27 protein-coding genes and 2 pseudogenes are annotated in these 25,769 nt (G+C 28.2%); 20 read left to right on the forward strand and 9 right to left on the reverse strand.

The window, feature by feature from the left end; translation table 11 throughout:
• Window positions 1-615 precede the first annotated feature (615 nt).
• The 4 genes from BUB83_RS19115 (at window position 616) to BUB83_RS19130 (ending at window position 2,690) form a co-directional block, all read left to right on the forward strand.
• Window positions 616-1,008: a hypothetical protein gene (locus BUB83_RS19115; RefSeq protein WP_073340723.1), complete on the forward strand. Its 393-nt coding sequence runs from the start codon at window positions 616-618 to the stop codon at window positions 1,006-1,008.
• Between the two features lie 62 nt (window positions 1,009-1,070).
• Window positions 1,071-1,418, forward strand: coding sequence for an iron-sulfur cluster assembly accessory protein (locus BUB83_RS19120; protein ID WP_073340724.1), 348 nt, complete (start codon window positions 1,071-1,073; stop codon window positions 1,416-1,418).
• 284 nt (window positions 1,419-1,702) lie between these two features.
• The gene (locus tag BUB83_RS22815; RefSeq protein WP_278336947.1) at window positions 1,703-1,828 is read left to right on the forward strand and encodes a hypothetical protein; all 126 of its coding nucleotides are present in this window, start codon (window positions 1,703-1,705) and stop codon (window positions 1,826-1,828) included.
• A gap of 79 nt (window positions 1,829-1,907) precedes the next feature.
• Window positions 1,908-2,690 carry a sterol desaturase family protein gene (locus BUB83_RS19130; RefSeq protein ID WP_073340725.1) on the forward strand — a complete coding sequence of 261 codons (783 nt, stop codon included), beginning with the start codon at window positions 1,908-1,910 and terminating at the stop codon, window positions 2,688-2,690.
• A gap of 201 nt (window positions 2,691-2,891) precedes the next feature.
• On the opposite strand, the gene BUB83_RS19135 is transcribed toward BUB83_RS19130, so the two are convergent.
• Window positions 2,892-3,782, reverse strand: coding sequence for a DMT family transporter (locus tag BUB83_RS19135; RefSeq protein WP_073340726.1), 891 nt, complete (start codon window positions 3,780-3,782; stop codon window positions 2,892-2,894).
• Window positions 3,783-3,998: 216 nt separating this feature from the next.
• Here BUB83_RS19135 and BUB83_RS19140 point away from each other — a divergent pair, with 216 nt between their 5' ends.
• The 4 genes from BUB83_RS19140 to rpsA all read left to right on the forward strand — a co-directional run bounded on the left by BUB83_RS19140 (window position 3,999) and on the right by rpsA (window position 8,489).
• The gene (locus BUB83_RS19140) at window positions 3,999-4,241 is read left to right on the forward strand and encodes a (2Fe-2S) ferredoxin domain-containing protein (protein ID WP_073340727.1); all 243 of its coding nucleotides are present in this window, start codon (window positions 3,999-4,001) and stop codon (window positions 4,239-4,241) included.
• Window position 4,242: 1 nt separating this feature from the next.
• Window positions 4,243-5,961: a [Fe-Fe] hydrogenase large subunit C-terminal domain-containing protein gene (locus BUB83_RS19145; RefSeq protein ID WP_073340728.1), complete on the forward strand. Its 1,719-nt coding sequence runs from the start codon at window positions 4,243-4,245 to the stop codon at window positions 5,959-5,961.
• The gene (locus BUB83_RS19150; protein WP_073340729.1) at window positions 5,958-7,133 is read left to right on the forward strand and encodes a SpoIIE family protein phosphatase; all 1,176 of its coding nucleotides are present in this window, start codon (window positions 5,958-5,960) and stop codon (window positions 7,131-7,133) included. Before BUB83_RS19145 ends, BUB83_RS19150 begins: the two co-directional genes overlap by 4 nt.
• A 180-nt stretch (window positions 7,134-7,313) precedes the next feature.
• Window positions 7,314-8,489, forward strand: coding sequence for a 30S ribosomal protein S1 (gene rpsA / locus BUB83_RS19155; RefSeq protein WP_073340730.1), 1,176 nt, complete (start codon window positions 7,314-7,316; stop codon window positions 8,487-8,489).
• A 34-nt stretch (window positions 8,490-8,523) separates the two neighbouring features.
• On the opposite strand, the gene BUB83_RS19160 is transcribed toward rpsA, so the two are convergent.
• Window positions 8,524-9,543 carry a PTS sugar transporter subunit IIC gene (locus BUB83_RS19160; protein ID WP_143160598.1) on the reverse strand — a complete coding sequence of 340 codons (1,020 nt, stop codon included), beginning with the start codon at window positions 9,541-9,543 and terminating at the stop codon, window positions 8,524-8,526.
• Between the two features lie 205 nt (window positions 9,544-9,748).
• On the opposite strand from BUB83_RS19160, the pseudogene larC reads away from it, so the two are divergent.
• The 4 genes and pseudogenes from larC (at window position 9,749) to hcp (ending at window position 14,821) form a co-directional block, all read left to right on the forward strand.
• Window positions 9,749-11,022: pseudogene (gene larC, locus BUB83_RS19165) on the forward strand (nickel pincer cofactor biosynthesis protein LarC).
• A 69-nt stretch (window positions 11,023-11,091) separates the two neighbouring features.
• Complete coding sequence (locus tag BUB83_RS19170) at window positions 11,092-12,087, forward strand: dienelactone hydrolase family protein (protein WP_073340731.1); 996 nt, start codon at window positions 11,092-11,094, stop codon at window positions 12,085-12,087.
• A 29-nt stretch (window positions 12,088-12,116) separates the two neighbouring features.
• Entirely contained in the window at window positions 12,117-13,025 is a 909-nt protein-coding gene (locus BUB83_RS19175) for an AEC family transporter (RefSeq protein ID WP_073340732.1), read from the forward strand.
• 155 nt (window positions 13,026-13,180) lie between these two features.
• Window positions 13,181-14,821, forward strand: coding sequence for a hydroxylamine reductase (hcp, locus tag BUB83_RS19180; RefSeq protein ID WP_073340733.1), 1,641 nt, complete (start codon window positions 13,181-13,183; stop codon window positions 14,819-14,821).
• Between the two features lie 32 nt (window positions 14,822-14,853).
• On the opposite strand, the gene BUB83_RS19185 is transcribed toward hcp, so the two are convergent.
• On the reverse strand, window positions 14,854-15,537 hold the full coding sequence (locus tag BUB83_RS19185; RefSeq protein WP_073340734.1) for a Crp/Fnr family transcriptional regulator: 684 nt from the start codon (window positions 15,535-15,537) through the stop codon (window positions 14,854-14,856).
• Window positions 15,538-15,689: 152 nt separating this feature from the next.
• On the opposite strand from BUB83_RS19185, the pseudogene BUB83_RS19190 reads away from it, so the two are divergent.
• Window positions 15,690-16,432, forward strand: a pseudogene (locus tag BUB83_RS19190) (ATP-binding protein).
• 176 nt (window positions 16,433-16,608) lie between these two features.
• Here the strand turns inward: BUB83_RS19190 and BUB83_RS19195 are convergent.
• The 3 genes from BUB83_RS19195 to BUB83_RS19205 all read right to left on the reverse strand — a co-directional run bounded on the left by BUB83_RS19195 (window position 16,609) and on the right by BUB83_RS19205 (window position 19,779).
• Window positions 16,609-17,289 (reverse strand): L,D-transpeptidase, encoded by a 681-nt coding sequence (locus tag BUB83_RS19195; protein ID WP_073340735.1) that lies wholly within the window; start codon window positions 17,287-17,289, stop codon window positions 16,609-16,611.
• Between the two features lie 140 nt (window positions 17,290-17,429).
• A complete protein-coding gene (locus BUB83_RS19200) occupies window positions 17,430-17,762 on the reverse strand; it encodes a hypothetical protein (RefSeq protein WP_073340736.1) in 333 nt (110 codons plus the stop codon).
• Between the two features lie 115 nt (window positions 17,763-17,877).
• A complete protein-coding gene (locus tag BUB83_RS19205; RefSeq protein WP_073340737.1) occupies window positions 17,878-19,779 on the reverse strand; it encodes a type I glutamate--ammonia ligase in 1,902 nt (633 codons plus the stop codon).
• 595 nt (window positions 19,780-20,374) lie between these two features.
• Between BUB83_RS19205 and murI the strand changes: the two genes are divergently transcribed.
• The 4 genes from murI to BUB83_RS19225 all read left to right on the forward strand — a co-directional run bounded on the left by murI (window position 20,375) and on the right by BUB83_RS19225 (window position 23,107).
• Complete coding sequence (gene murI, locus BUB83_RS19210; RefSeq protein WP_073340738.1) at window positions 20,375-21,142, forward strand: glutamate racemase; 768 nt, start codon at window positions 20,375-20,377, stop codon at window positions 21,140-21,142.
• Window positions 21,143-21,265: 123 nt separating this feature from the next.
• Window positions 21,266-21,694: a hypothetical protein gene (locus tag BUB83_RS19215; protein WP_073340739.1), complete on the forward strand. Its 429-nt coding sequence runs from the start codon at window positions 21,266-21,268 to the stop codon at window positions 21,692-21,694.
• 205 nt (window positions 21,695-21,899) lie between these two features.
• The gene (locus tag BUB83_RS19220; RefSeq protein WP_073340740.1) at window positions 21,900-22,415 is read left to right on the forward strand and encodes a peptidylprolyl isomerase; all 516 of its coding nucleotides are present in this window, start codon (window positions 21,900-21,902) and stop codon (window positions 22,413-22,415) included.
• Window positions 22,416-22,438: 23 nt separating this feature from the next.
• Entirely contained in the window at window positions 22,439-23,107 is a 669-nt protein-coding gene (locus BUB83_RS19225; protein ID WP_073340741.1) for a S24 family peptidase, read from the forward strand.
• Window positions 23,108-23,178: 71 nt separating this feature from the next.
• Here the strand turns inward: BUB83_RS19225 and BUB83_RS19230 are convergent, their stop codons facing one another.
• On the reverse strand, window positions 23,179-23,343 hold the full coding sequence (locus BUB83_RS19230) for a HepT-like ribonuclease domain-containing protein (protein WP_341465359.1): 165 nt from the start codon (window positions 23,341-23,343) through the stop codon (window positions 23,179-23,181).
• Window positions 23,344-23,453: 110 nt separating this feature from the next.
• Here BUB83_RS19230 and BUB83_RS22265 point away from each other — a divergent pair, with 110 nt between their 5' ends.
• On the forward strand, window positions 23,454-23,627 hold the full coding sequence (locus tag BUB83_RS22265; protein ID WP_200801503.1) for a hypothetical protein: 174 nt from the start codon (window positions 23,454-23,456) through the stop codon (window positions 23,625-23,627).
• Entirely contained in the window at window positions 23,627-24,190 is a 564-nt protein-coding gene (locus BUB83_RS19235) for an ATPase (RefSeq protein ID WP_073340742.1), read from the forward strand. The genes BUB83_RS22265 and BUB83_RS19235 overlap by 1 nt, the downstream gene beginning before the upstream one ends.
• Before the next feature lie 279 nt (window positions 24,191-24,469).
• On the opposite strand, the gene hepT is transcribed toward BUB83_RS19235, so the two are convergent.
• Entirely contained in the window at window positions 24,470-24,877 is a 408-nt protein-coding gene (hepT, locus tag BUB83_RS19240) for a type VII toxin-antitoxin system HepT family RNase toxin (protein WP_073340743.1), read from the reverse strand.
• Window positions 24,867-25,277 (reverse strand): type VII toxin-antitoxin system MntA family adenylyltransferase antitoxin, encoded by a 411-nt coding sequence (mntA, locus tag BUB83_RS19245; protein WP_073340744.1) that lies wholly within the window; start codon window positions 25,275-25,277, stop codon window positions 24,867-24,869. The genes hepT and mntA overlap by 11 nt, the downstream gene beginning before the upstream one ends.
• A gap of 256 nt (window positions 25,278-25,533) precedes the next feature.
• Between mntA and BUB83_RS19250 the strand changes: the two genes are divergently transcribed.
• Window positions 25,534-25,769, forward strand: a 236-nt coding sequence (locus BUB83_RS19250; RefSeq protein ID WP_143160599.1) for a nucleotidyltransferase family protein, incomplete at its 3' end; no start/stop codon positions are given.

The raw sequence follows: 25,769 nt of genomic DNA on the forward strand, positions 1-25,769 counted from the left end.
ATTAACTAAATATTTAGAAAATTCAAAAAACATATAGATTTTATAATATATTTATGTTATAATAAAAACAAGAAAAGAAATAACTTTTCCACAAATTCTAATTCAAAAAATGTTTTACAAAAAGTAAAAAGTAAAAGTAAAAAGTAAAAAGTAAAAAGTAAAAAGTAAAAAGTAAAAAGTAAAAAGTAAAAAGTAAAAAGTAAAAAGTAAAAAGTATACTCAAATTTTCCATTGTAAATGTTTTAAGAATTAAGAATTAAGAATTAAGAATTAAGAATTAAGAATTAAGAATTAAGAATTAAGAATTAAGCTTTTAAGCAAGTCGGTTTTAAAGAGTTAAGGATTTAGATATTTTTATAAGATTTAAAGAGGAATTAATGCTTTAGGATTTGTAGTAAATTTGTGGTAAAGCTAGTAAGAAAGGAATGTTTTTAATAGAAGAAAATGAATTTAAAAATGAATTAGAATTTGGTAAATAACCATTTCCGGAAGAATAAGGGGAATGGTTATTTATTTTTTTGAGATTTTTAAATATGGAAAGTATATATTAGTATGAAAATATTAAAATAGCAAAAAATAAGATATAAATCCTAAATAAATTTAAGGAGGTGTTTTATGAGTTGTGAAAATGATGAAATACAAAGAAGAATAGATAGAATGAATGAGAAAATAGAAAATGCAAATAGAATAGATGAAATTATAAGTACTACAGAAGCTTATACTAGAACAGAAAGACATCTAGAACAACATTCAGATATAAATGAACCGGATAATATTAGGCATACTAAAGAAATTCAAGAGAAAAGAAAAAGAGATGTTGAAAATTTAAAGAATAAAATTGTTTTTGGAGAAACATTTGGGGAAAGTGAATATGAAAACTTATTAGAGAATTATGCAGCAACAGAAGAGTATATTGAAAAAAATTCGGATAATTTAGATAAAAATAGTTTGAAAAGCTTGAAAAGAAAGCAAGAAAATCGAGAAGAAAAAATGAATGAATTAAAATAATTATTTGTAGCTATTGACTGAGTATCTTATAAGTATTACCATTTACCTAAGGTGGTGATTAAATGAAAGTAAAAATAGATGATAAAACTTACAATGATATAGAGAATAAACTAAAACAGAAAGCTGATAAAAATAAGGTTAGAATTTTTATGGCTGGTATTGATTCTGATGGTCCTATATTTGGATTATCTATAGAAAATACTACTGAAAATGATATTGAAGATACCTCTAGGAATATAAAGTTTTTAATAGAAAAAGATATATATGATAGCTATGGTGATTTTGAAATAAAACTTATAGGTAAGGGATATAAGGTTACACCCTTAAGTCAAGTTAAAGATACTACAAAATGTGGTGGCGGGTGTGGAGGTTGTGGAACTACAAACGCAAGTGGATGTGGATGTCATTAAATTTTTATATTTAAATTGAGAAGGTCATAGTTTACTATACCATTTGGGGGTAAATATGATATAATTTTTTAAAAGGTGGTGAGACAATGAATATGAACGTAGTTATTGATGAAAAATCAATGGAAGCTATAAAATCTGCTGTTGAAAATCGTCAAGCTGAGGCACCTGAAAACATAAGAATTTTTGTGGCAGGTATTGGCTGAGGAGGCCCAAGTTTTGGCCTTGCTCTGGATGAGCAAAAAGACGATGATGTATTAGACGATTCTAAAGGAATCAAATTCGTTATGGAAAAAGAAGTTTTTGAAAACCATGGCGACATAAAGATAGAATTTATGGGTACAGGGTTCAAAGTTGCACCAACTAACCAAAGTGAAGATGCTTGTGGTAGTTGTGGTGGAAGCTGTAGTTAATAAATTTAAATTAATGTTAAGGGAGTCTATATAGGCTCCTTTTTAAATATATTAAATTGTTTCTGAGAGGGGTGTTTTTATGAAAATAGAAAAAATAAGAATAATAATTTTTATAAGTTTTTTAGCTTTATTTTTTATTCTGGAAATAATTGTTCCTAGAAGAAAAGTTGAAGTTAATAAATTTAAAAGAGATTTGGGCAATATTTTGATTGTAACTTTAAATAATATGATAGTTTATTTTTTTATACCTATAGTTCCTATTAAAATGGCGGAAATATCTTTAGAAAATAAGTATGGAGTATTAAATTCACTTGAATTACCAAATGTTTTTGAAATTATAATTTCTTTAATTATTCTTGATTTAGTAATATATTTTCAGCATAGAGTTTTTCATAAGTTTAATTTTTTGTGGAAGTTTCACAAAATGCACCATATAGATCCTGAGCTTGATACTTCTTCGGGTTTTAGGTTTCATCCCATAGAAATTATTATATCTCTTTTTATAAAAATTATAGCTATATATATTATAGGGGTACCAGTAATAGCTGTTATCATTTTCGAAATTATTCTTAATACTTGTGCTATGTTTAATCATTCAAATATAAAATTATATAATAAGTTGGATAAAGGCTTAAGAAAAATTATTATAACGCCAGATATGCATAGAGTACATCATTCTGTATATTGGAATGAAACAAATTCTAATTTTGGATTTAGTGTGCCCTTTTGGGATTATATTTTTAATTCATATTGCGATAAACCTAGAGATGGACATGATTATATGAAAATTGGAATAAATAAAATGCCAGAAGAAAAATACTTGTATTTTCCGGGAATGTTATTAGACCCATTTGTTAAGTAGATAGGATAACGGTATATAAGGCTACAAATTATAAATTCATATAAAAAATAAAGAACGAACTTATTAAAAGTATTAATTTTAATAAGTTCGTTAAATACAATAAAAATAAAGAAAGTTTTGATTATTCAAAATTAACATTAACCTTTACGTATGCATATAGATTATATATTTACTTAAAACCTATGTCAAGTGAAAACAAAATTATAAGAACAAAGTACAAACTCCAAAGATTGTTATAATAGAGCCGGCAATCTCTTTTAGGGAAACTCTTTCTTTAAATATAATTACAGAGAAAGGTATAATCAAAACGGGGACTATAGAAGTTATTGTGGATACATTTCCAGCAGAAGTATAATTAAGAGCCATTAAAGATAAAGAAACTCCTATAAAGGGGCCAAAGATAGCGCCTACGGTTAAGGCTTTCATAGCAGAAATATTTTTCACGCCTTTAAAAACAGCCTTCCATTTCTTAAGAAAAAAGAATAACATTGAAAAACCTAGTAAAGCAAAGATTATTCTTATTTGTGATGCAGCAAAAGCATTCATATTGTCCATGCCTATTTTACTTAATATCATACCAAAAGATTGACCTAAAGCTCCTATAAAAGCAAAACATAAACCTCTTAGAGGATGTACTAATTCTATTTTCTTAGAGCTTTTTTGAAAAACAACTATACTTATTCCTACAATAGTAATAAACATACCTATAAAATTTAATGAAGTTAATTTTTCATCAAGAAAAATATAACCCATTAATGCTGTGATTGGTGGTACAGATGCCATCACAAGCATAGATATCCTAGCTCCAAGCTCGATAAAAGCTTGAAATAAGAACAAATCTCCTATAACGAAACCTACTAGTCCAGACAAGCCTAGCCATGTCCAATTATGAAGTGAAGCATCGATAGGTAATATCAACCCTCTAGTAAAATAACAATATAAGCTTATTAAAATAAAGCCTATTATAAGTCTTATAAAATTTAAAGACATGGTTCCGATTTTTTTTCCAGCAGATTCAAAAGAAAGAGATGTAATAGTCCAACATAACGCAGTAGCTAATGCAATAATTTCACCTAAATGAGTAACAAACATTTAATCCTCTCCAAACTAATCAAATTATACCTATTATATCAAAGTATTGAGTAAAAAAATATAAATATTTTAGTAACAGTAAACTATAAAAATTTGATTAAATAGAAATATTTAATAATATATTGATAAAATATTAACAAAGTAGTAATATAAACGTATAAACTAAATTTTATTTTTTGTTGAATTCGCATAATATGGGAATGAAGGAGTGAAGTTATGATAATTTACGTTTGTATTGGAAGCGCATGCCACCTAAAAGGATCCTATGATGTTATTAAAGAGATAACCGATTTAGTAGAGGTAAATAATATGAAAGACAAAGTTATTATAAAAGCAGCCTTTTGTTTAGGGAGATGTACTGAAGCTGTTTCTGTAAGAATTGGAGAAGATGAGTATTTTTCAGTGAATAAAGCTAATGTATATGAATTCTTTAGTTCACAGGTATTAGGGAGGATTTAAAATGAATCTTATAAATTTCCATAGCAATGATTGTAAAAATTGCTACAAGTGCCTTAGGCATTGTAATGTAAAAGCTATAAAAATCTTAGATGATAAGGCTGAAATAATTGAGGACAAATGTATAGCGTGTGGTCATTGTTTAGTAGTTTGCCCTCAAGAAGCTAGATATATAAAAAGTGACATGGATATTGTTAAAAACTTATTAAATTCAAAGGATAAAGTTGTGGCTACAATAGCACCTTCTTTTGCAGGAAGCTTTAAAATGGATAACCCTTATAAGTTTGTAACAGCTTTAAAAAAACTTGGGTTTGACGCTGTAGAAGAAACGGCCATAGGTGCTAATTTGATAACTAAGGAATACAATAAATTTATTGATGAAAATAATTTAGAAAATATAATAACTACTTGCTGTCCATCAACCAATTATTTAATCGAAAAATATTATCCTTCGCTTATTAAATATATGATGCCAATAGTATCGCCAATGGTGGCACATGGTAAAATGATTAAAAAGAAATATGGTGAAGATGTAAAAGTGGTATTTATTGGACCTTGTATTTCTAAAAAATATGAAGCTATAGATAATTCAGAAGCAATTGATGCTGTTTTAACATTTGAAGAGGTAAATCAATGGTTTGAACATAGTGAAATAAGCATTGAAGATTTAGAAGCATCCAATTTTGATGAACAAAGTGACGGGGAAGGAAGATCTTATCCAATAGTAGGATCTATAATATCACAATTAAATATTAATGAAGAAAATAGTAACTACAATTTTATTAAAGTGGATGGACTAGATAAATGTAGAGAATTATTAAAAGAACTAGATAGTGGGAATTTAAATAATGTTTGTGTTGAAATAAATGCTTGTGTTGGAGGTTGCATTGGCGGACCAGGAAATCCTAAGAATCAGGAAGGTCTTTTTGTGAGAAAAAATAAAGTTAAGAAATATTCTTCTAAAGATGTTAAGAACATTAAGACTCAAACTTATGAAATAGAAGGTTTTGATTTAAGAAAAAAATTTAGTAGTAATGAAGTAGCAAAACCAGATTTTTCATATGAACAAATAAGGAATGTTATGAGTCAAATGGGAAAAGTGGAAAAAACAGATGAGTTAAATTGTGGAGCTTGTGGATATGATACTTGTAAGGAAAAAGCTACAGCTGTTTTGGCGGGAATGTCAGAAATGACAATGTGTGTTCCTTATATGAGAAGTAAAGCTGAAAGTATGACTAATATTATTTTTGAATATACGCCTAATGGAATATTTTTGATTGATGAAAATTTAATTATAAAAGAATACAATCCTACTGCAGCAAGAATGTTTATGTTAAAGAATAATGCATTTAAAGAGAAAAATGTACTTACATTGTTAAATGATGATTATATAATGGAAGCGCATGATAAGAAAGAGACTATATTTGGTAAAGTAGTAAAATACCCACAATATGGTTTGACAATAAGAGAAAATATTATTTACTTAGAAGAAGAAAAATTATTTATGATTATAATGAATGATATATCTATAGAGGAAAAAAGAAAAATTCAATTTGGAAATATGAAAGAAGAAACTATGGAAGCGGCTCAAAAAGTTATTGAGAAACAAATGAGAGTGGCACAAGAAATTGCAAGCTTACTAGGAGAAACTACGGCGGAAACAAAAGTTACACTTACTAAGTTGAAAAAATTAATATCAGAAGAAGATGGTGATATTAAATGAGTTATTTCATAGATTTTTCTTATGAAAGTTTAAACAAACATGGAGAAGAGCTTTGCGGTGACCACGTTGAAGTAGAAAAAGCTAATGATGAAATGATAATAGTTTTAGCGGATGGTATGGGTAGTGGAGTAAAAGCAAATATTTTAGCTACATTAACTTCTAAGATTGCCGCTACTATGCTAAAACAAGGAGCATCTATAGAAGAAACCGTAGATACTATTGCTAATACTTTACCTATATGTAGTGTTAGAAAAGTAGCATATTCTACATTTACTATTATTAGAGTGAATAAAATGGGAGAAGTAAATATTATAGAGTATGATAATCCACCATTTATGCTACTACATAATGATAAATACAAAGAGGTAAATAAAACATCACTAGAACTAGATGGCAAAATCATTTACCAAAGTTCTTTTGTTATGGAACCAGAGGATTATCTAACCATAATTAGTGATGGGGCTGTTCATGCAGGTGTAGGTAGATTATTAAATTTAGGATGGCAAAGAGAAAATATAATCGAATTTATGGAAAAAATAAGAAGTGGAGAATTGACTTCATTTAATTTAACAAAAGAATTATTAGAAACTTGTAATGATCTTTATGCTGGAGAACCAGGAGATGATACAACAGTACTTACTATTAAGATGAGGCATCCGGAGTATTTGGAGTTATTTACAGGACCGCCGGTAGATAAAGATGATGATTCAAGGATAGTAAAGAAAATGATGAAATGTGATGGTAAAAAAGTGGTTTGCGGCGGTACAACAGCAAATATTGTAGCTAGAGAATTAAAAAAAGAAGTTAAGGTTGATTTGGAAACATTAGGCATGGATATTCCACCGGTTGGCTATATTGAAGGATTTAATTTAGTTACAGAAGGAGTACTTACCTTAAATAAAGCAGTGGAATTAATAAAAGGATACAAAAAGCATTATAGTGAAGATCCTATAAAATATAAATTCAAAGAAAAAGATGGTGCTACTAGATTAGCAAATATGTTAATTAATGAATGTACTCATATACATTTTTGGGTAGGTAAAGCAGTTAATCCTGCACACCAAAATCCAGATTTCCCATTAGGATTAAATATAAAGTTAAAGATAATTAATGATTTAGAGCAAGTATTGAGAGAACTTGGTAAGGAAATAGAAGTTACTTATATTGATTAAATGTGTATTTATGAGAAATTTTGAAAATAATTATAAAAGAAAATAATTATAAAAGAAATTGAGAATAATAAATAATAAAGGTTTCCCTATAAATAGGGAAACCTTTATTAAAATAGCTTGAGTTGTGGTATAATAATTAAGAATGAAAATGTACGAAATAATTTAAAAGGGGAGATTTAAGTGTCAGAAGAGAATATAAATTCAATGGATGAAATGATGGATGAAATCGAAAAATCTATGGAACCAATAAATTCAGGAGATATAGTAACTGGTAAAGTTATTTCAGTATCTGATAGTGAGGTTTTAGTTAACATAGGATTCATTTCAGATGGAGTAATAAGCAATCTTGAATTATCAGGAGACTCTGAAGTTAGCGCCAAAGAAAAGGTTAATGTTGGAGATGAAATCAGTGTTTATGTTGTAAAAGTTAATAGTGGAGAAGGCACTGTTGTTTTATCTCAAAGAAGAGCAGAAGCTATAAAATCTTGGGACGTTATTGAGTCAGCAGTGGAAAGCGAAGAGATTTTTGAAGTAGAAATTAAAGAAGCGGTTAAAGGCGGAGTTGTTGCATGGATTAAAGGTATTAGAGCATTTATACCAGCATCTCAACTTTCAGTTAATTTTGTTAAAGATTTAAATGAATTTGTAGGAAAAACTTTAGAAGTAAAAGTTATTGAAGTAGACAAAGAAAAAAATAGAGTTATTTTATCTAGAAAAGTTATTGAGCAAGTAGACTTAGAAAAGAAGAAAAAAGAAACTTGGAATTCTCTTGTTAAAGGTGAAAAGGTAACAGGAACAGTTACAAGAATTGCAAAGTTTGGAGCATTTGTAGACCTTGGCGGAGTTGATGGATTAATTCATGTAACTCAATTATCTTGGGAAAGAGTTAAAAATGTAGAAGATGTTGTTTCTGTAGGAGATTCAGTAGAAGTTTACATTCTTGATTTAGATCAAGAAAAAGGTAAAATTTCTCTTAGCTTAAAAGATGTTAAAGAAAATCCTTGGAAGAAAGCATCCCAGGATTTAAAAGAAGGAGAAATTCTTGAAGGAAAAATCATGAAATTAGCTAAATTTGGTGCTTTTGTTCAAATTAAGCCTGGTGTTGAAGGATTAGTTCATATATCAGAAATTTCAGAGGAAAGAATTGCAGATCCTTCTGAAAAAGTTAATATTGGTGATAAAGTAAAAGTTAAAGTGCTTGGAATAGACAGAGAAAGTAATAGAATAAGCTTAAGTATAAAAGAAGCAGCTGATAATGTTCCAGCTGAATATCAAGAATTTCTTGATGACCAAGAAAGTGAAGGAACAACTTTAGGGGATATATTCGGAGATAAACTTAAAGATTTCTTTAAATAATAAAAAAAGATACCCAAATAATGGGTATCTTTTTTTATAAATCTAATTGCATATCACCGAATTTTATCCAACCTTTTTTTCTCATAAATTCTGAGATTATGATTGTTATTAAAGCGGGTGCTATAAATTCTAATAATACTATTTGAAATATTAATAATCCAGAAGAAACTGTACCTGCCATTGCGGTATAAGTTCCAATAGGGCCTACTAGACCGCTTGTACCCATTCCGGCACCTATGGCAATATTTTGCAAGTCAAATACTGAAGTGGCTATTGGACCAAGAATTGCTCCAGCTAAAGTAGGAGGAATAAGGATTATTGGATTTTTAAAAATATTTGCTACTTGAAGCATAGAAGTTCCTATACCTTGAGATATCAATCCAGAAGTTTTGTTTTCTCTGTAACTTGCTACTGCAAAACCAACCATTTGAGCGCAACAACCTACTGTGGCAGCACCAGCAGCGGGACCACTTAGATTTAAAGATATTGCTATGGCAGCTGAACTAATAGGTGCGGTTAAAGCAAGCCCCATTAAGGTAGAAACAGCTATTCCCATAGAAATGGGTTTTAAAGTTGTAGCAGTATTAATTAATCCACCAAAATTAGTCATAAAAGTAGCAATTCCTGGACCAACAAATTTACCAGCAAGACCACCAGCTATTATAGTTAATGATGGAACAAGAATTATATCTACTTTTGTTTTGCCAGATACAAGCTTGCCGATTTCAGCACCGAATACAGCAGCAACATAAGCACCAACAGGACCTCCAAGGGAATATCCAAAGGCACCAGTTGCAGCGGAAGAAAACATGGTCAAAGGTGAAACTTTAAGACCATAAGCTATAGCTACGCCAATTGCTGAACCAACTACAGGAGATTTTGCAGATACGATATCTGCAAATTCTTTGATAAATAAAAAGCCAGGTACTTTAGAAATTTGAGATAAAATAAGACCGATAATTAAAGATGCAAATAGACCTAAAGCCATAGCACTTAGTGCATCAAGTAAGTACCTTTTAAATGCTTTTTTCAGTAAAGATTTAATATTATTCATTTAATCACCTTCAATTAAAATATTTATGCATACTGAGTCAATACATCTGTATATACACTAAAGGAATTATATCATGAATTTCTTACTTATACAATAAATTTTAATATATTATAAGAAAAGTTCAGAATATAAATAGAATTATTAAAACCATTATATTATAATATTTATTAGGTGTTTATATAGTTTAGTAAAAGGAGGAAAATAAATGAAAATATTATACTATGATTGTTTTGCGGGCATAAGTGGAGATATGAATCTAGGAGCTATGATTGATTTAGGTGTAGAATCAGAGTATTTGAAACATGAATTATCAAAGTTAAATATAGATGATGAATTTGAAATTCAAGTTAAGAAAGATAATAGGAAGGGTATAAGCGGTACAAAAGTAGATGTAATTTTATGTAATAATGAGCACATGAAGGAATATGCACATAAGCATAGTTCTGGTGCTGAGCACAGCCATGGACACAGTCATGAGCATAGTCAACTGCAAAAAAAAGTTCATAATCATGAACACAGAAATTTGACAAGTATTGAAAAAATAATTGATGATAGTCAATTAAATGAAAATATTAAACTAATAAGTAAAAATATATTTTTGCAGGTAGCTAAAGCGGAAGCAAAAGTTCATGATAAGGATTTATATGAAGTACATTTTCATGAAGTTGGTGCAACAGATTCCATAGTAGATATTGTTGGTGCTGCAATTTGCATTGATTATTTAAAGATTGATAGAGTTATTTCATCTTCAGTAGAGGTTGGGTCAGGATTTGTTAAATGTGCTCATGGATTGATGCCGGTACCAGCACCAGCTACTTCAGAAATATTGACTGGAATACCTATTATATCAGGAAAAATTAAATATGAAGCAACAACGCCTACAGGAGCAGCGATATTAGCATCTTTAGTTGATGAGTTTACAGATAGCAAAGATTTTATAATTGAAAAAACAGCTTATGGAATTGGGAATAAAGATGAAGAGATTCCTAATGTTTTAAGAGTATTCTTAGCTAAAAAAAAACTGAAGTAATAACTGAAGAAAAAAAAGATTGTCTTTATATGGCTGAATGTAATATAGACGATATGAATCCTGAGATTTATAATTATGTTTCAGAAAAATTATTTGATGTAGGAGCTTTAGACGTTTTTAAAGTTCCAATAATGATGAAGAAAGATAGGCCTGCTGTTTTGTTTTCAGTTTTATATAAAAAACAAAATGAAGAACTTATAGAAGAAATTATATTCACAGAAACTACCACCTTAGGAATTAGAAAAAAAGTAATAGATAGAGTTTGTTTAAATAGAAAAATAAAAATTGTATCTACAGAATATGGTGATGTGAGTGTTAAATTTGCTTATTACAAGGGAAAAGAAATTAAATATAAAGCTGAGTATGAAGATTGTAAGGCACTGGCTAGCAAATATAATATTCCTATAAAAGAGATTTATGAAGAAGTGGCTAGAAAAATAAGGATATAAATCACTACAATATAGTACCTAACATAGTATAAAATATATGTTATAAGAAATTGTAAAGGTACTGATATAATGAAAATAAATTTTGAATATAAAAAAGCGAAAATAGATTTTGTAGATGGATATATATTTAAAGGAAAGTTGTATAGATGTGGATATACAAGATTTCCTACTGCTTACGGTAATCCAGCAAAAGGGTGTGAAGAAGTACAATTATATGATTTTAGACCTAAAGAAGAAGTTAAAGCAAGTGTTATAATTTTACCGGGTTTAGGAAGTAGGAATATTAGATTCTTATTATGGATGGGTACACATCTTGCCACTGTAGGAGTTAATTCTACAGTGGTAATCTTACCAGGTAATTATACAAGAGTTGAAAATAATTCTGTTAGTGGTAGAAGTTTTTTATGGCCGGATATAACTACTATGTTTCAATTTTGGGAGAATGCAGTTGTAGATGTATGCTCAACTATAGATTTCTTACAACAAAGAAAAGTTTGGAAAGAAAATAATTGCTTGGTTGGATATTGTCTTGGTGGAATGTTAGCTAGTATGGTAACATCCTTAGATAAAAGAATAAACGAAACGATTTTTATGACTACAGGTGGACATATGCCAAAAATCATTCATAAGTCAAGTTCTACTAAGTTTATTAGAAAACTATTTGAAGAGGGATATGAAACTAAATATTACTTAAATGATAAAAAAAGATTATATGATATATATAATAAGCAGATAGATATAGTGAGAAATATGTCTTTATTACAATTAACAAGTAGTAATATGATTCATCCTCTTTTTAAAATTGATCCCATAGCTTATGCACATTTATTGGACAAAAATAAGATTACTTTTATAGATGCAATTTTTGATGAAACATTACCTTTGATTTCAAGGACTGCTTTATATAGTGAAGTTAAAGGTGCAAAAAAATATATAATACCTACAACCCATGTAAGTTGGTTACCTTTTGAAAGATTTTTAGCACAATATATTCTTTTAAAAGTAAATATAAATGATAAAAAGGCTAATAAAATTGTTATAAAAAATCAAAAATATAGATTTTGATTTTTTTGGGAATAGAATGGAGAAATGTTATGAATATAGAAATTATTAATCAAGTATTGGTATTGTTTTCAATAATGATAGTAGGGTATTATGCTAGGAAAAGAAACATTATTTATGATGAGATAAATAAAGGATTAACTCAGATATTGTTAAGAATAACGTTGCCAATGTTAATAGTCTCATCCTTTAATTTTACATATTCGCCTGAGCTTATGGGGGATATGGCTGTGGTGTTTTTAGCCTCATTTTTTATCTTTATAGTTTTAATAATAATAAACAAAGTTTTATTTTTAAAGTTTGAAAATGATAAAAAAGCTGTATTGAAATTTATGACAGTATTCTCTAATGCAGGATTTATAGGTTTTCCTATTCTTTTAAGTGTTTATGGTAAAATAGGAGTATTATATGGAGCTATATTCAATATAAATTTCAATTTATTTATATGGACATATGGATTATCATTGTATACAGGAGAAAAGGGCTTAAAGAACATAAAGGGTTTAATAATAAACCCAGGTATATTAGCAGTTATTATAGGGGTTGTAAGGGTTGCTTTTTCCATACCGGTTCCTTCGGTAATTCAGGGAACTCTTGAGATGGTAGGTAATATGACAACCCCTATATCTATGATAATCATAGGGGCAATGCTTACAGAAGTTAAGGTTAAAGACATAGTTAAGGATTTGAGTTTGTATTATGCAATTATAATTAAATTAGGCGTAGTGCCTTTTATAACAATGATTATTATGAGGATTTTATCTATTGACCCCATAATAGCAAATACTATTATTATACTTGAAGCTATGCCTACAGGCACCCTTTGCGCAATATTTGCTGAGAATACAAACAATGCACCAGAGTATGCTTCTAAGGTAGTATTTATCACAACGTTATTTTCTGTTATTACAATACCTTTATGGCTAACTGTATTATCATAGTAAAAAAATCACAGTTTAATACTGTGATTTTTTTTTAATGGTAACAAATGTTACTGATGAGTAATAGAATTAAAGCTATAATAATCTTGTAAGCAAAATTAAAAAATAAATAGCCAGCAGGTTATTATGAATAATAAAAAATGGAGGTAATGTAAATGAGTATGTTTTGTTATCAATGTCAAGAAGCAGCAGGATGCACAGGTTGTACAATTAAAGGGGTTTGTGGTAAATCAGATGATGTAGCTAATTTACAAGATTTATTAATGTATAGCTTAAAAGGTATTGCAGCTTATAATACTGAAGCAAGAAAATTAGGATTAAATGATGAGTATACAGACAGATTTATAACTGAAAGTTTATTTGCAACTATTACAAATGCTAACTTTAAGAGATCAGATTTTATAGTTAGAGTACAAGCAGCTTTAGAATTAAGAGAAGATATAAAAGCAAAAGTTGTAGCAGCAGGAGTTTCAGTTGATGGAATAACTCATGATTCAGCTGTATGGACTGCAGATGCTTCAGAATATGATGCTAAAGCTTCTACAGTTGGTGTTTTAACTACTGAAAATGAAGATGTAAGATCATTAAGAGAATTATTAACATATGGATTAAAAGGACTAGCTGCTTATGCTAAGCATGCTTATGTATTAGGAAACAAAGATGAAGGAATTTTCGTTTTTGCTGAAAAAGCATTATTATCAACAACACAAGAATTATCTGTGGATGAAATGGTTGGATTAGTTTTAGAATGTGGAAAATATGGCGTGGATGGAATGGCTTTACTTGATGGAGCTAACACAGGAGCTTATGGAAATCCAGAAATCACTAAAGTTAATATTGGAGTAGGAACTAAGCCAGGAATTTTAATAAGTGGACATGATTTAAAAGATTTAGAAGAATTACTTGAACAAACACAAGGAACTGGAGTAGATGTTTATACTCACTCAGAAATGTTACCAGCTCACTATTACCCAGCATTTAAAAAATATGATAACTTTATAGGAAACTACGGAAACGCTTGGTGGAAACAAAATGAAGAGTTTGAAAGCTTTAATGGACCAATATTAATGACAACAAACTGTATAGTAAAACCAAGAGCTAGTTATAATGATAGAATCTTTACAACAGGAGTAGCAGGATTTGAAGGTGTTAAACATATTGGTGATAGAGAAGAAGGTAGCAAGAAAGATTTCTCAGAAATTATTGAGTTAGCTAAAACTTGTGAAGCTCCTATTGAAATAGAAAAAGGAGAAATCCTTGGTGGATTTGCTCATAACCAAGTATTAGCATTAGCTGATAAAATAGTTGACGCAGTTAAAACAGGAGCAATTAAACAATTCTTCGTAATGGCTGGATGTGATGGTAGAGCTAAGAGCAGAAACTACTATACAGATTTTGCTAAAGCAATTCCACAAGATACAGTTATTTTAACTGCTGGTTGTGCAAAATATAAATATAACAAATTAGACTTAGGTGATATTGGTGGAATTCCAAGAGTTCTTGATGCAGGACAATGTAATGACTCTTATTCATTAGCTGTAATTGCAATGAAATTACAAGAAGTATTTGGATTAGATGATATCAATGAATTACCAATATCTTATAATATAGCTTGGTATGAGCAAAAAGCAGTTATCGTATTACTTGCTTTATTACACCTTGGAGTGAAGAATATTCACTTGGGACCAACATTACCAGCATTCTTATCTCCAAATGTTGCCAATGTATTAGTAGAAAACTTTGGTATAGCTGGAATTACAACTGTAGAAGATGATATGAAAATATTCTTAGGATAATAATATGAAAAGCAGCTCATTAGAGCTGCTTTTTAATTTCCAATAGATAAGGATTCTAAATCTTCAATAGAATTAATTGTTATAGTATTTTTATCGAATTCTATATAGCCTTCATCCCGCATATTAATTAACTCTCTTGATAGAGACGGTCTAGTTATTCCGAAATGTTCCGCAATTTCTTTTTTAGAGATCCTCAGTTGTATAATTAAACTTTTTTGTTCTTCATACTCTTCTAATAAAAAACTTACTATTTTACCCCTTATAGTTTCATAAGATAGGTTTTTAAGTTTATTACTTAACATAAGAATTTTATTGGATAGAATAGACATGAATTTATTTAAAAACATATCATTTTCTTTACAAAGTTTTGCAATATCTTGTTTTGAGATAAACATGACTTTGGAGTTAGAGGTAGATATAACTGCGGAAGGATAAGCATTTTTACTGGAAAATATAATTACTTCTCCAAAAACACCACCCTCATGTAGCCTATTAATAGCAACGGTTTTTCCGGAAGGATAGCATTTTTGAACTTCTACTGAACCTTCAAGAACTATTCCTAACCCACTAATAGGATCGCCCTCAAAAGCAATATATTCATTTTTAGTATAATCTTTTATTTTATAATTAAGTTCTGTTATTGCTTTATCTAGTTTTTCACTTTCCCATTCGCTAAATAAAGAGCATTTCGATAAAATATTTATAAAATCATGCATATTTTCAGCTCCTTTTTTATTATTAAAAATCATTTGTATCAAATGTTACATATTTTCTTACTTATTTTTATTATAATAAGAAGGTAAGATAAGTGCAACTAAAAGATAATTAAGCTGATTAATATATAATTTTAAATTTGGAGGTAAATAATATGAAAAGAAAAATTATAATGATTGATGAAAATAAATGTAATGGATGTAGTTTATGTACAGATGCTTGTCATGAAGGTGCTATAGAAATGATAAATGGGAAAGCTATATTGGTAAAAGATGAATATTGTGATGGATTGGGAGATTGTTTACCAGCGTGCCCTACAGATGCTATAAAGATAATTGAAAGAGAAGCAGCGGATTATGATGAAGAAACTGTAAAAATAAGAATGGAAGAAAGAAAAAAAGCAAAACAAAGTAAAAGTGATAGTATAGGATGCAGTGGGGCGGATGCCCAGGTAGTGCAGTTAAAGTATTTAATAGAGAAGAAAAATTGGAGGATAAAGAAATGAAATTAGAAAATAAGAAAATAGAATTACAATCTGAGTTAAGACAGTGGCCAGTACAATTAAATCTTATAAATACAAGAGCTCCATTTCTTGAAAATGCAGATATATTAGTAGCAGCTGATTGTGCAGCTTATGCTTATGCTGATTTCCATAGAGAATTTATCAAAGACCATGTGACTATGATAGGATGTCCTAAATTAGATGATAATAATTTTTATGAAAATAAATTAACTGAATTGCTTAAGCTAAATAAGATTAATAGTATTACTGTTGTTAGAATGTCAGTTCCTTGTTGTGGTGGAATTGTTACATCAGTTAAAAATGCAATGTTACGTTCAGAAAAAATTGTTAATTATAAAGAAGTAGTTATAAATACAGATGGAACTATAAAATAGTATAAAGAAAAAGAGAGGCTATCCTCTCTTTTTCTTTTGTGGGTAATTATGATCAACATTTATGAAGGAGTTTAACTCACTAAATAATAATTATTATATAATAATTATATCACAAAACGAAAAAAATCAAATGAAGTACTAAAATTAAAAACAGTAATTAATGATGGGGACATTAATTAGTGTATATAAACTAAGGTATTATAAGAAGGAACGGTGTCATAAAGCCATTTGGAATCTTCAAGTGATAGTCTTATACACCCATGACTTGCTTTTTCTCCTAGTTTTAAAGATTCGCTTGTAATAATGTTATTTTCTATATCAACAGGCACACTATGGAAAAGATAAATATTATTTAAAAAATTAACCCAGTAAAAAGCGCCTTGACTATATTTTGAATTAAAGAAATATTCGCCTTTCCCATTTGTATAAAAAAATCCTTCTGGAGTATCTTTATTTTTTATTCCAGTGGAACAAATCATAGATTTAATTAATTTATTATCCTCATAAATTAAAACTTTTTGTTCAATAATGGATACTTCAATTTTATAGTTATTTGAGTTCATTTGATTTAGCATTTGATATCTTTGGCTAAGTATAGCTATTTTGATGAGCTGAGAGCTAGTAGAATTAGCATATACAAGATTTGAAATAAGGTTTAAATTTTCATTTTTATTTTCTAAAGGAATCTTGTGATTCAATGAAACTGGTACTGTTAGCATATCTTTCTCTCTAGTAAAATTAATATTATTTATAGGTAATATGCTATAAGTTGAAAATCCAATTAAAAAAACTGTAATAGCAATTAACAATATTGTTAAACTTTGTTTAATGGATAATTTATATGTATTAAATATCATTTATATTCTCCTTTATCTCTTTATACATAATAGTATTGTAAGAAAGCTAAAAGAATATTCGTTTTTCATAAAAAAAACTTAAAAGTATAAAAAAAGCAAAAACACTTAATATTTACAGTGATTTTGCTTTGTAAAGATTATTATTCAGTAGGATTTTTTATTAAATCGATTTTGATTCTAATTTCTTCTATACTTGTTTTTATTTCGTCAATTTTAGAACAATTATCAGCAACAGAACTATCAATAGCTGCACCATATTTGTAATTTTCATAAGTGATTTTACCAATAGAAGTATATAAAGCATCGATTTCGCTTTCGAGTGAAGAAACCTTTAAAGATAATTTAGAGGATTCTACTAAATCAGAAGATTTATCAACTAATTTTTTAGAGCCTTCTTTTGCAGACTTAGAAACAACTGTAGCAGTTTCGGTAGCTGTTTTTTTGAATTTATTCACAGCATTTTTAAAATCCATAAAGCACCTCCTAAAAATGGTATTAATATAAGTTTAATATAAATTGGGTATATTTACAACACATATCAATATAAAAAAGGGATTTATCAAAAGATAAATCCCAAGTTCGTATACTCTATAAATCTAAAATGTTTTTCTTGTAGTTAGCATATGCAATTTTTAAAGTTTCTATTTTTGCATCCATTAAAACTTGTAAATCTGAAACTGTAGCGTAATCCCCTTTATCAGCAGCAACACATATTTTGCTGAAAATAGATTTACTTCCTACTGTATCTTTCATTAATTCTACTCTTAATGATTGAACAGCTTCCCAGTTAGCAGCATCAATTTCACAACTATCACTGCAAGCAACTTTTTTGCAACTTCTAACTTCACTCATATATTCAGGGATAATTCTACCAGTTAATTCAACTAACCATCTAGTTTGAACACCATCTTTAAAAGAAGCAATAGTTTTATCAGTGAATACTTCACCAGCAGTTAAAATAGAGTATTTTTCAGGATATTTTTCGAATCCAAGTAAATTTTCATAAACTGTAGCAGGTGCTCTACCGAATAATCTTTCTCTTTCTTCATCAGAATAATCTTCAAATACATCTTCTTCACTTCTATATGCTCTATCTTTAGCTAGGTATGTTCCAACTTCTTCACCAGCATTCTTTGATAATTCTGCTAATAAATCAGCTTCTGATTTATTGTTTGAAATAGCATAGTTTATACCATCATTACAAGCCATAAATAATACAGCTAATGTTAACCATGTATTTGTATGAGGGTTTGGAGCTCTTAATTCAAATCTAGTAGCTAAAGGAGCATTAAGATCTCTAACAACACCAATTAAAATTGTTCTATTTCTTGAAGGAATTGCAGCATCATGCCCTAATGAAGTAACGATACAAACTGGAGCTTCGAATCCAGGTTTTAATCTTCTTAAAGAATCATTTGTAGCAGATACAAACGGATTAATTACTTCATAGTTATTCAATATACCCATTACTGAAGCATAACCAAATACACTTAAGAATTGAGTAGTATCAGTTGCAGTAAATAAGTTTATTCTTTTTCCATTTTTTAGTTTTAAAGCAAAACTTAAATGTGTATGTTCACCATTACCAGCCACACCAGTGATTGGTTTTGCTAAGAAACTTACATCTAAACCATATCTTCTAAAAGTTTGTCTAGTAAGGATTCTTACCCATAATTCATTATCAGCAGCTTGAACAGCATCAGCATATTTCCAGTCTATTTCTAATTGTTCCATGATGTGAGAGAATTCCCCACCTTCACCCAATTTACCTTTAACACCACCAACTTCTTTGTGTCCCATCTCTGCTTCTAAACCATATTTATCTAAAAGTAATAAAATTTCTTCTAAAGCTGATCTAACAGCACCTTTTGTTCTAGCCCAATATTGTTCTTGAAGTACTTGTGATGTAGAAAGTTCATCTACTTGAGCATTCTCTTCTGGAGTTTTTACCCAAAACTCTAATTCTGTAGCAGCAGTAGCAGCAACTTGCTCAATATCATCTACAGTTATTCCATATGGAGCTAGTAAATCAGGTTTTTCTTTGAACATTTCAAATAAATTCTTTTCAACAAAATCAATAGATCTTTTAAGGGCCGCTCTAGAATCAACAGCTTTTCCCTCATGAATAAGGAAACAAGGAATTCTTAATGTACCAATAGGTTTGCCTGTTTCTTCATCAACGGAAGTATAGTCATAATCTATAAACCAGTTAACGTCTAAGTCACAAACCATATCAACTTTTGCATTATTTAATGTTGCAATTCCAGGAAGTACAACTGAAGAACCATCGGTTTGAGTAGCTCCTTTTAAGAATCCTTCGATATCATTTAACAATATACTAACAGGAATTTTTTCATCTGTATCATTACCAGCGTAATCTATACCTATGATAGATACAAATTTTATTTCTGGATGTGCAGTAAGAATTTCTCTGATAGCTTCAATAGAATGTTGATCTTTCTTGATAGTGAACACTAAATTTTTAAACATAATATTATATTCCTCCCCCTATTTGGTGTAACAATTTATTTTAATAAAAAAATTACTTAATTGGTATAAAACTAATGTTTTAATTAATAATTATATAAAAATTCTATAACATAAGTAAGGTATTGTCAATAAAAAATATCAAAAAGCATAAAGAAAGCAAATGTAAAGGTTTTAAATGGCTTAAAATAACTAAAAAACACAAAAATATTAAATTATCAAAATAGAATAAGTATATTTATAAAGTTTTGATATAAGAAGTAATAATTAATCAAATTATAAAATATTTTATAATTTGAAATAAGAAATTTATGCAATTTAATTTTTGTTATATAGGGATCTCACTGTGAAACTTGATTTATACTTGTACAAAATCTCCATGTTTTTAGGAATTTTGGACAAGTATAAATTAATAGTTGAACTAGGATACCTATAGTATATGAAATTTTAATAAATAAATACTTATGCAACAAGAAGGTCATTTAACATTAAAATCTGTAGTATTGCAGGATTAATTGAAGTATAATTTATTATGAGATTAATTTATTGTTTTTTTTAGGAGGTGAAATCTACTTTGGGAGTAACAAAGTAGTTAAATATGAAAAGTAGGCCTATTGGATTTTTTGATTCTGGAGTTGGTGGAATAAGTGTATTGAAAGAAGCAATTAAAATGCTACCAAATGAAGAATATATATATTTTGGAGATTCTAAAAATGCACCATATGGAACAAAAAGTAAAGACAAAGTAAGAGAACTTTCTATAGAGGCAGTAGAATTTTTGATAAAGGAAAAAGTTAAGGCTATAGTGGTTGCTTGTAATACTGCTACTAGCGCGGCTATAGATGAGTTACGTGAAATTTATAAGGATATTCCTATAATAGGAATAGAACCTGCACTTAAACCAGCAGTAGAGTTGAATAAAAAAGGAAGTATAATTATCATGGCAACACCTATGACTTTGGCAGAAAAAAAGTTTAGCAAATTAGTAAAAAAATACGAAGAAAATTCAACTATTGTAGCATTGCCATGTCCAGGGTTAGTTGAATTTATTGAAAATGGAATAGTTAGTGGCGAACAAATTAGATCTTATCTTTTTGAAAAACTTGAAAATTTAATGGAAAAAGGAATAGGTGCTATTGTTTTAGGCTGTACTCATTATCCTTTTATAAATGAAGAAATAAAACAAATTATAGGAAAAGAAATTCCTATAATAGATGGAAGTGAAGGTACAGTTAAACAATTGAAAAGGCAATTAATTAAAAATGATTTATTAAATTGTAAAAATCAAATTGGAAGTGTAAAAATTTATAATTCATCTGAGAATAAGGAATTAATAGATATAAGTAAAAAACTTTTGAGTATATAAAAATAAATATTAAACTTTTCACTAAAGTTGTCTTATAAGAATAAATTAATAGTGAGTGGTTCTATTTCAAATTCATATTGAACATAGAACAGTTCACTTAAACTTCTGAAATAAGGTGATAAAATGAAAGGTTTTTTATTTAAAAAGGATGAATATTCAGAAGAAACAAAAGAAAATAAAATGGTTATAAAAAAAAGTTGGGAAAACATAAATACTATAAAAATTATTAATCCTATTTTGAATAATGATATTCTTGTAATAGATAGTTTGATAATTGAAACTAATACCAATATTTCAATAGATATATATTTAGAAGATGAGGACAAGGATTTGTTTTATGAAAAAATAACACTAGAGTCCTACTTAAATTATGAAGAAATAAAAGCATTAAAAATTAAAAATTTTAATACCAAAAACCAAGGAATATATTCATTATTGGAGGAGCAAATAATTTTATTGCCAGGGGGGCAAATAATTATTAGATTGAATACCCCTTATATTGAACTTAGTATGTGGTGCAATTATATACAAGAAAGTTTACAAGATTCTTGAATTAAAATCTATATTTGAGCATTTTAGAATGAAGATAAAGAAGTAGACAATGGAAAATAATATGATATAATCATTAGTATACTACTATAAAAAATGGTAAAGTATATAAAGGTAATTGCAATATAAAGCAATTACCTTTTAGCGGTTGTAATGTGGTCAATAGCTATAATTATAATTGCTAAATGAATAAAGGGAGGTATTTTTAATGAATCCAATAGTTACGTTTAAAATGAAAGATGGCGGAGTTATGAAAGCTGAATTATATCCAGAAGTGGCTCCGAATACAGTTAATAATTTTATTAGTCTTATACAAAAAGGATATTATAATGGAGTAATATTCCATAGAGTAATTCCAGGTTTTATGATTCAAGGGGGAGATCCTAATGGTACAGGAACTGGTGGACCAGGATACTCAATCAAAGGAGAATTTACTTCAAACGGATTTAAAAATGATTTAAAACATACAAAAGGAGTTCTTTCAATGGCAAGAACTAATGTGCCAGACTCGGCTGGAAGTCAGTTTTTTATTATGGTAGAGAATTCACCACATTTAGATAAACAATACGCTTCTTTTGGAAAAATAATTGAAGGAATAGAAGTAGCAGATAAAATAGTAAGTGTTAAAACTGATTTCAGAGATAAACCAAAAGAAGATCAAGTTATGGAAGAAGTAACAGTAGATACTTTTGGAGAAACTTATCCGCAACCAGAAACAGTTTAATTTTAGCTATTCGGAGGGGAATTATGAGCAGAATAGGTGATAAAATTAAAGCAGCAAGGCTTAATGCTAAGATGAACGAGAAACAATTAGGAAAAAAAATTGGTGTAAATGAAAGTTTTATAAAAGACGTTGAATCTGGTAGAAAGATTATTAATGATAGAATCATGGAGCAATTGTCTAAAGTTCTAAATACAGATTTAAATGATATAACAATGAATTTTGAAGAACAGGAAGAAATTCAACAAGAAGAAAAAAGAGCAAGCAGAGTTGAGTTAAAGCAAGTTAATGAAGTTTGGGATGACGCTTTTGGTTCATTGCTTAAAACTATTCCTGTATATGGTTATGACTTAAATAAAGTTATAGAGAAAAGACAACTACCAGTTATAGGAAATAAAATTGAGGGTTTTACAAAGGATAAAGTTTTATTTTTAAAGATTCAAGATGACGATTTAATAGGATCTAGGATTGCAAAGGGAGATATAGCTTTATGTCATATAACTCATGAATTTGTGAATAATGGTATTTACCTTATTGAACGCAATGATGAAAGAGTTATAAGACAAGTAAAAAAACTGGATAGTCAAAAAATACTTTTAATAAGTAATGGTGGTAGAGTAACTACAGAAACTGTTACTATAAAAGATATAAAACTTTTAGTAAAACTACATAAAGTAGAAATAAATTTAGCATAGGAGAAAATCCTATGCTTTTTTAAACGTAAAGGTATTTTGCTAGTCTATAAGCTAGATTCAGGGGTATATAATTAGATTTTCTTAAGAATTATAAAAGTAAATTCTTTTAAATTATCTAAATGTTTTTCTATTATTTCTTCAAGAATATTAGTGTTTATAGCTTTATAATTGTGAACTGCTATATTTCTAAATCTTACCATTGATTTTAAAAAATATTTGCAGTCTTTTTTTAGAATTTAAGATTTTACTCATGGAGTATTAGGAGAAGATTGGACATTGTATTCTTGCTATTTAGAATTGGTTTGTTTATAATATAATAAAAGTATTGTTTATCGGAGGAAATGTTATGGGAAAAACAGATGAACGGAACGATTTGTATGAACAATTTTTAAAGTATTCATACTATGATTTAAAAGAAATGTTTAAAAAAGCGAAGACAAAAGAGGAAAAAGATTTTTATATTGCTTTATCTGATATAGTAATACAAAAGAAACAAGAAAGGGTTATAGGAGAAAAATAATGGCTACATACACTTTATTTGCAGGAGTTAATGGTGCTGGAAAAACTTCTATATATAAGACTATTTATTATGAAGTAAATAAAGATGAAAAAAGAATAAACACAGATGAGATGGTAATAAAAATAGGTTCTTGGAAAGATAATAATATTCAACTTAAATGTGGTAGAGAAGCAATAAAACTTATAAATGAATATATTACAAACAATATATCATTTAACCAAGAAACTACTTTATCGGGTACAAGTATTATTAAAAACATAAAAAGAGCAAAAGAAAATGGATTTTATATAGTTGTAAATTATATTGGAGTAGAAAATCCTGATATCGCAAAAAAAAGGGTAGAAAATAGAGTGATAAAAGGTGGACATGGAATACCAGAAGATACAATAGAAAGAAGGTATTACAGGTCATTGGATAATTTAAAAAAAATATTAGATATATGTGATGAGATAAATATTTATGATAACACAAGAAGATTTAAACATTTAGCATATATAAGCAGTGGAAAAATTACATGGAAGAGAGATATTATTCCTAAATGGACTGAGTCAATTTTAAAATAGAAATAGCTTGATGTATTCATATAAAGTTGAGACTGGAAATAGATTTTAAAAATATTTACAGTCTTTTTGGATTTAAAATTTCACTGAAGAAGTATTGGGAGATGAGTCAAAAGATATTGTTTTTTTAAGAAAATAAGCATGTAATAAAGCAAGAAGTTTTTGTCTTATTGCATGCTATTTTATCTTGTAGCAGTTGTACCTGGAAAAAATACATACTCACATTTTTACCTAAGTCACAGTTAACCTAGTGAGGAGGCTTTGCCTACGAACTTGTTAAATTTAGATTTTTTTAAGAATTATAAAAGTAAATTCTTTTAAATCATCTAAATGTTTTTCTATTATTTCCTCAAGAATATTAGTGTTTATAGCTTTATAATTGTGAACTGCTATATTTCTAAATCCTACCATTGATTTTAACTTATTCATTAAATCTTTTGAAATATAGTTATTTCCATTAAGGACTTCAAAAGCATCTCTACTATTTTGAGGTATACCTAATTTTTTTTCTGAAATTATATGCATAGCTAAATCTATAGCTGCTTCACAGGCTCTTTGAATATTAAAAATTATTGAATCTTGTTTAGTATAGTCATTTAGGGTATCAGGAGTATTATTATAAACTTCATTAATCCTAAAAATACATCTTTCAATTGTTTCTACTTTATTATATATAACATCATTCCCCATAAACTGAACCTCTCTTGGTAATATTTTTCATTATAATTTCTCTCTCTTCATTAAGTAAAGCATATTCCTTAAATGTATACATCTCAAAATTCATTCTTTTATTTTCATCTAAGCAATATATTTTTTCTCCTTTTCCAACAACTTGAGCTTTAAAAACGGTGGAAGAATCATTAAGATTTATTAAATCTACTTCTTTTTTTAAAATATCTGCTAATTTTTGCTCAATTATAAATAATTCATATTGAGAAAATTTATTGTTACTTAAAAAAGCTAAATCTATATCGCTATGCTCACGAAAAATACCATTATTAGCTGAGCCAAATAAATAAATCAAGTAAGGGTTTAATTCTTGTATAAGAAAATTCTTTATTTTATCTAGTGTTTGTAAGTCTATATTCATTTATTTCACCACCATAAATTATTAACATACTATTATTTTATCAGATAAACCACTTATTTTATATCATATCCAATAAAAAATAATATAATAACTTAAATTTTTTCTTTAAAACATAACCAACAGTAATATCAAATTTTTAGAATTAAAGTTAACGTAGAAAATAGGTGCAGTTCACAGAAATATTGGATAGGATTGTTAAGAAAGATAACTTTGGGTATAATTAAAGTAGTTGAAGAAAAGAGGGTGGTTTTATTATATGGAGTCAAGAAATCTTATAAGGACTATTTCGGAAAAGTATAATTTACAGGCTATTGGCTTATTTGGAAGTCGCTCTAGAGGCGATTTTAGAGAAGATTCAGATTATGATTTTTTTGTAATTGGAAACTTGACTTTAAATGAAGAACTAAATTTAGAATTAGAATTAGAAAACTTGCTTAGTGCCAGTGTAGATTTAATAAAAATAAGTGAAAGTACTGATAAGCTTTTATTAAA

The organism is Clostridium grantii DSM 8605, from assembly GCF_900129965.1.
Taxonomy (GTDB): domain Bacteria; phylum Bacillota; class Clostridia; order Clostridiales; family Clostridiaceae; genus Clostridium_AF; species Clostridium_AF grantii.

Coding starts and splice junctions, on each gene's coding strand:
- BUB83_RS22815 (WP_278336947.1), top strand. CDS start 1,703: ATGGAAAAAGAAGTTTTTGAAAACCATGGCGACATAAAGATAGAATTT.
- BUB83_RS19120 (WP_073340724.1), top strand. CDS start 1,071: ATGAAAGTAAAAATAGATGATAAAACTTACAATGATATAGAGAATAAA.
- BUB83_RS19145 (WP_073340728.1), top strand. CDS start 4,243: ATGAATCTTATAAATTTCCATAGCAATGATTGTAAAAATTGCTACAAG.
- BUB83_RS19135 (WP_073340726.1), bottom strand. CDS start 3,782: ATGTTTGTTACTCATTTAGGTGAAATTATTGCATTAGCTACTGCGTTA.
- murI (WP_073340738.1), top strand. CDS start 20,375: ATGAAAAGTAGGCCTATTGGATTTTTTGATTCTGGAGTTGGTGGAATA.
- BUB83_RS19220 (WP_073340740.1), top strand. CDS start 21,900: ATGAATCCAATAGTTACGTTTAAAATGAAAGATGGCGGAGTTATGAAA.
- mntA (WP_073340744.1), bottom strand. CDS start 25,277: ATGAATATAGACTTACAAACACTAGATAAAATAAAGAATTTTCTTATA.
- BUB83_RS19170 (WP_073340731.1), top strand. CDS start 11,092: ATGAAAATAAATTTTGAATATAAAAAAGCGAAAATAGATTTTGTAGAT.
- BUB83_RS19200 (WP_073340736.1), bottom strand. CDS start 17,762: ATGGATTTTAAAAATGCTGTGAATAAATTCAAAAAAACAGCTACCGAA.
- BUB83_RS19195 (WP_073340735.1), bottom strand. CDS start 17,289: ATGATATTTAATACATATAAATTATCCATTAAACAAAGTTTAACAATA.
- BUB83_RS19175 (WP_073340732.1), top strand. CDS start 12,117: ATGAATATAGAAATTATTAATCAAGTATTGGTATTGTTTTCAATAATG.
- BUB83_RS19150 (WP_073340729.1), top strand. CDS start 5,958: ATGAGTTATTTCATAGATTTTTCTTATGAAAGTTTAAACAAACATGGA.
- BUB83_RS19185 (WP_073340734.1), bottom strand. CDS start 15,537: ATGCATGATTTTATAAATATTTTATCGAAATGCTCTTTATTTAGCGAA.
- BUB83_RS19205 (WP_073340737.1), bottom strand. CDS start 19,779: ATGTTTAAAAATTTAGTGTTCACTATCAAGAAAGATCAACATTCTATT.
- BUB83_RS19160 (WP_143160598.1), bottom strand. CDS start 9,543: ATGAATAATATTAAATCTTTACTGAAAAAAGCATTTAAAAGGTACTTA.
- BUB83_RS19215 (WP_073340739.1), top strand. CDS start 21,266: ATGAAAGGTTTTTTATTTAAAAAGGATGAATATTCAGAAGAAACAAAA.
- BUB83_RS19140 (WP_073340727.1), top strand. CDS start 3,999: ATGATAATTTACGTTTGTATTGGAAGCGCATGCCACCTAAAAGGATCC.
- BUB83_RS19225 (WP_073340741.1), top strand. CDS start 22,439: ATGAGCAGAATAGGTGATAAAATTAAAGCAGCAAGGCTTAATGCTAAG.
- BUB83_RS19235 (WP_073340742.1), top strand. CDS start 23,627: ATGGCTACATACACTTTATTTGCAGGAGTTAATGGTGCTGGAAAAACT.
- hcp (WP_073340733.1), top strand. CDS start 13,181: ATGAGTATGTTTTGTTATCAATGTCAAGAAGCAGCAGGATGCACAGGT.
- BUB83_RS19130 (WP_073340725.1), top strand. CDS start 1,908: ATGAAAATAGAAAAAATAAGAATAATAATTTTTATAAGTTTTTTAGCT.
- BUB83_RS19115 (WP_073340723.1), top strand. CDS start 616: ATGAGTTGTGAAAATGATGAAATACAAAGAAGAATAGATAGAATGAAT.
- BUB83_RS22265 (WP_200801503.1), top strand. CDS start 23,454: ATGGGAAAAACAGATGAACGGAACGATTTGTATGAACAATTTTTAAAG.
- hepT (WP_073340743.1), bottom strand. CDS start 24,877: ATGGGGAATGATGTTATATATAATAAAGTAGAAACAATTGAAAGATGT.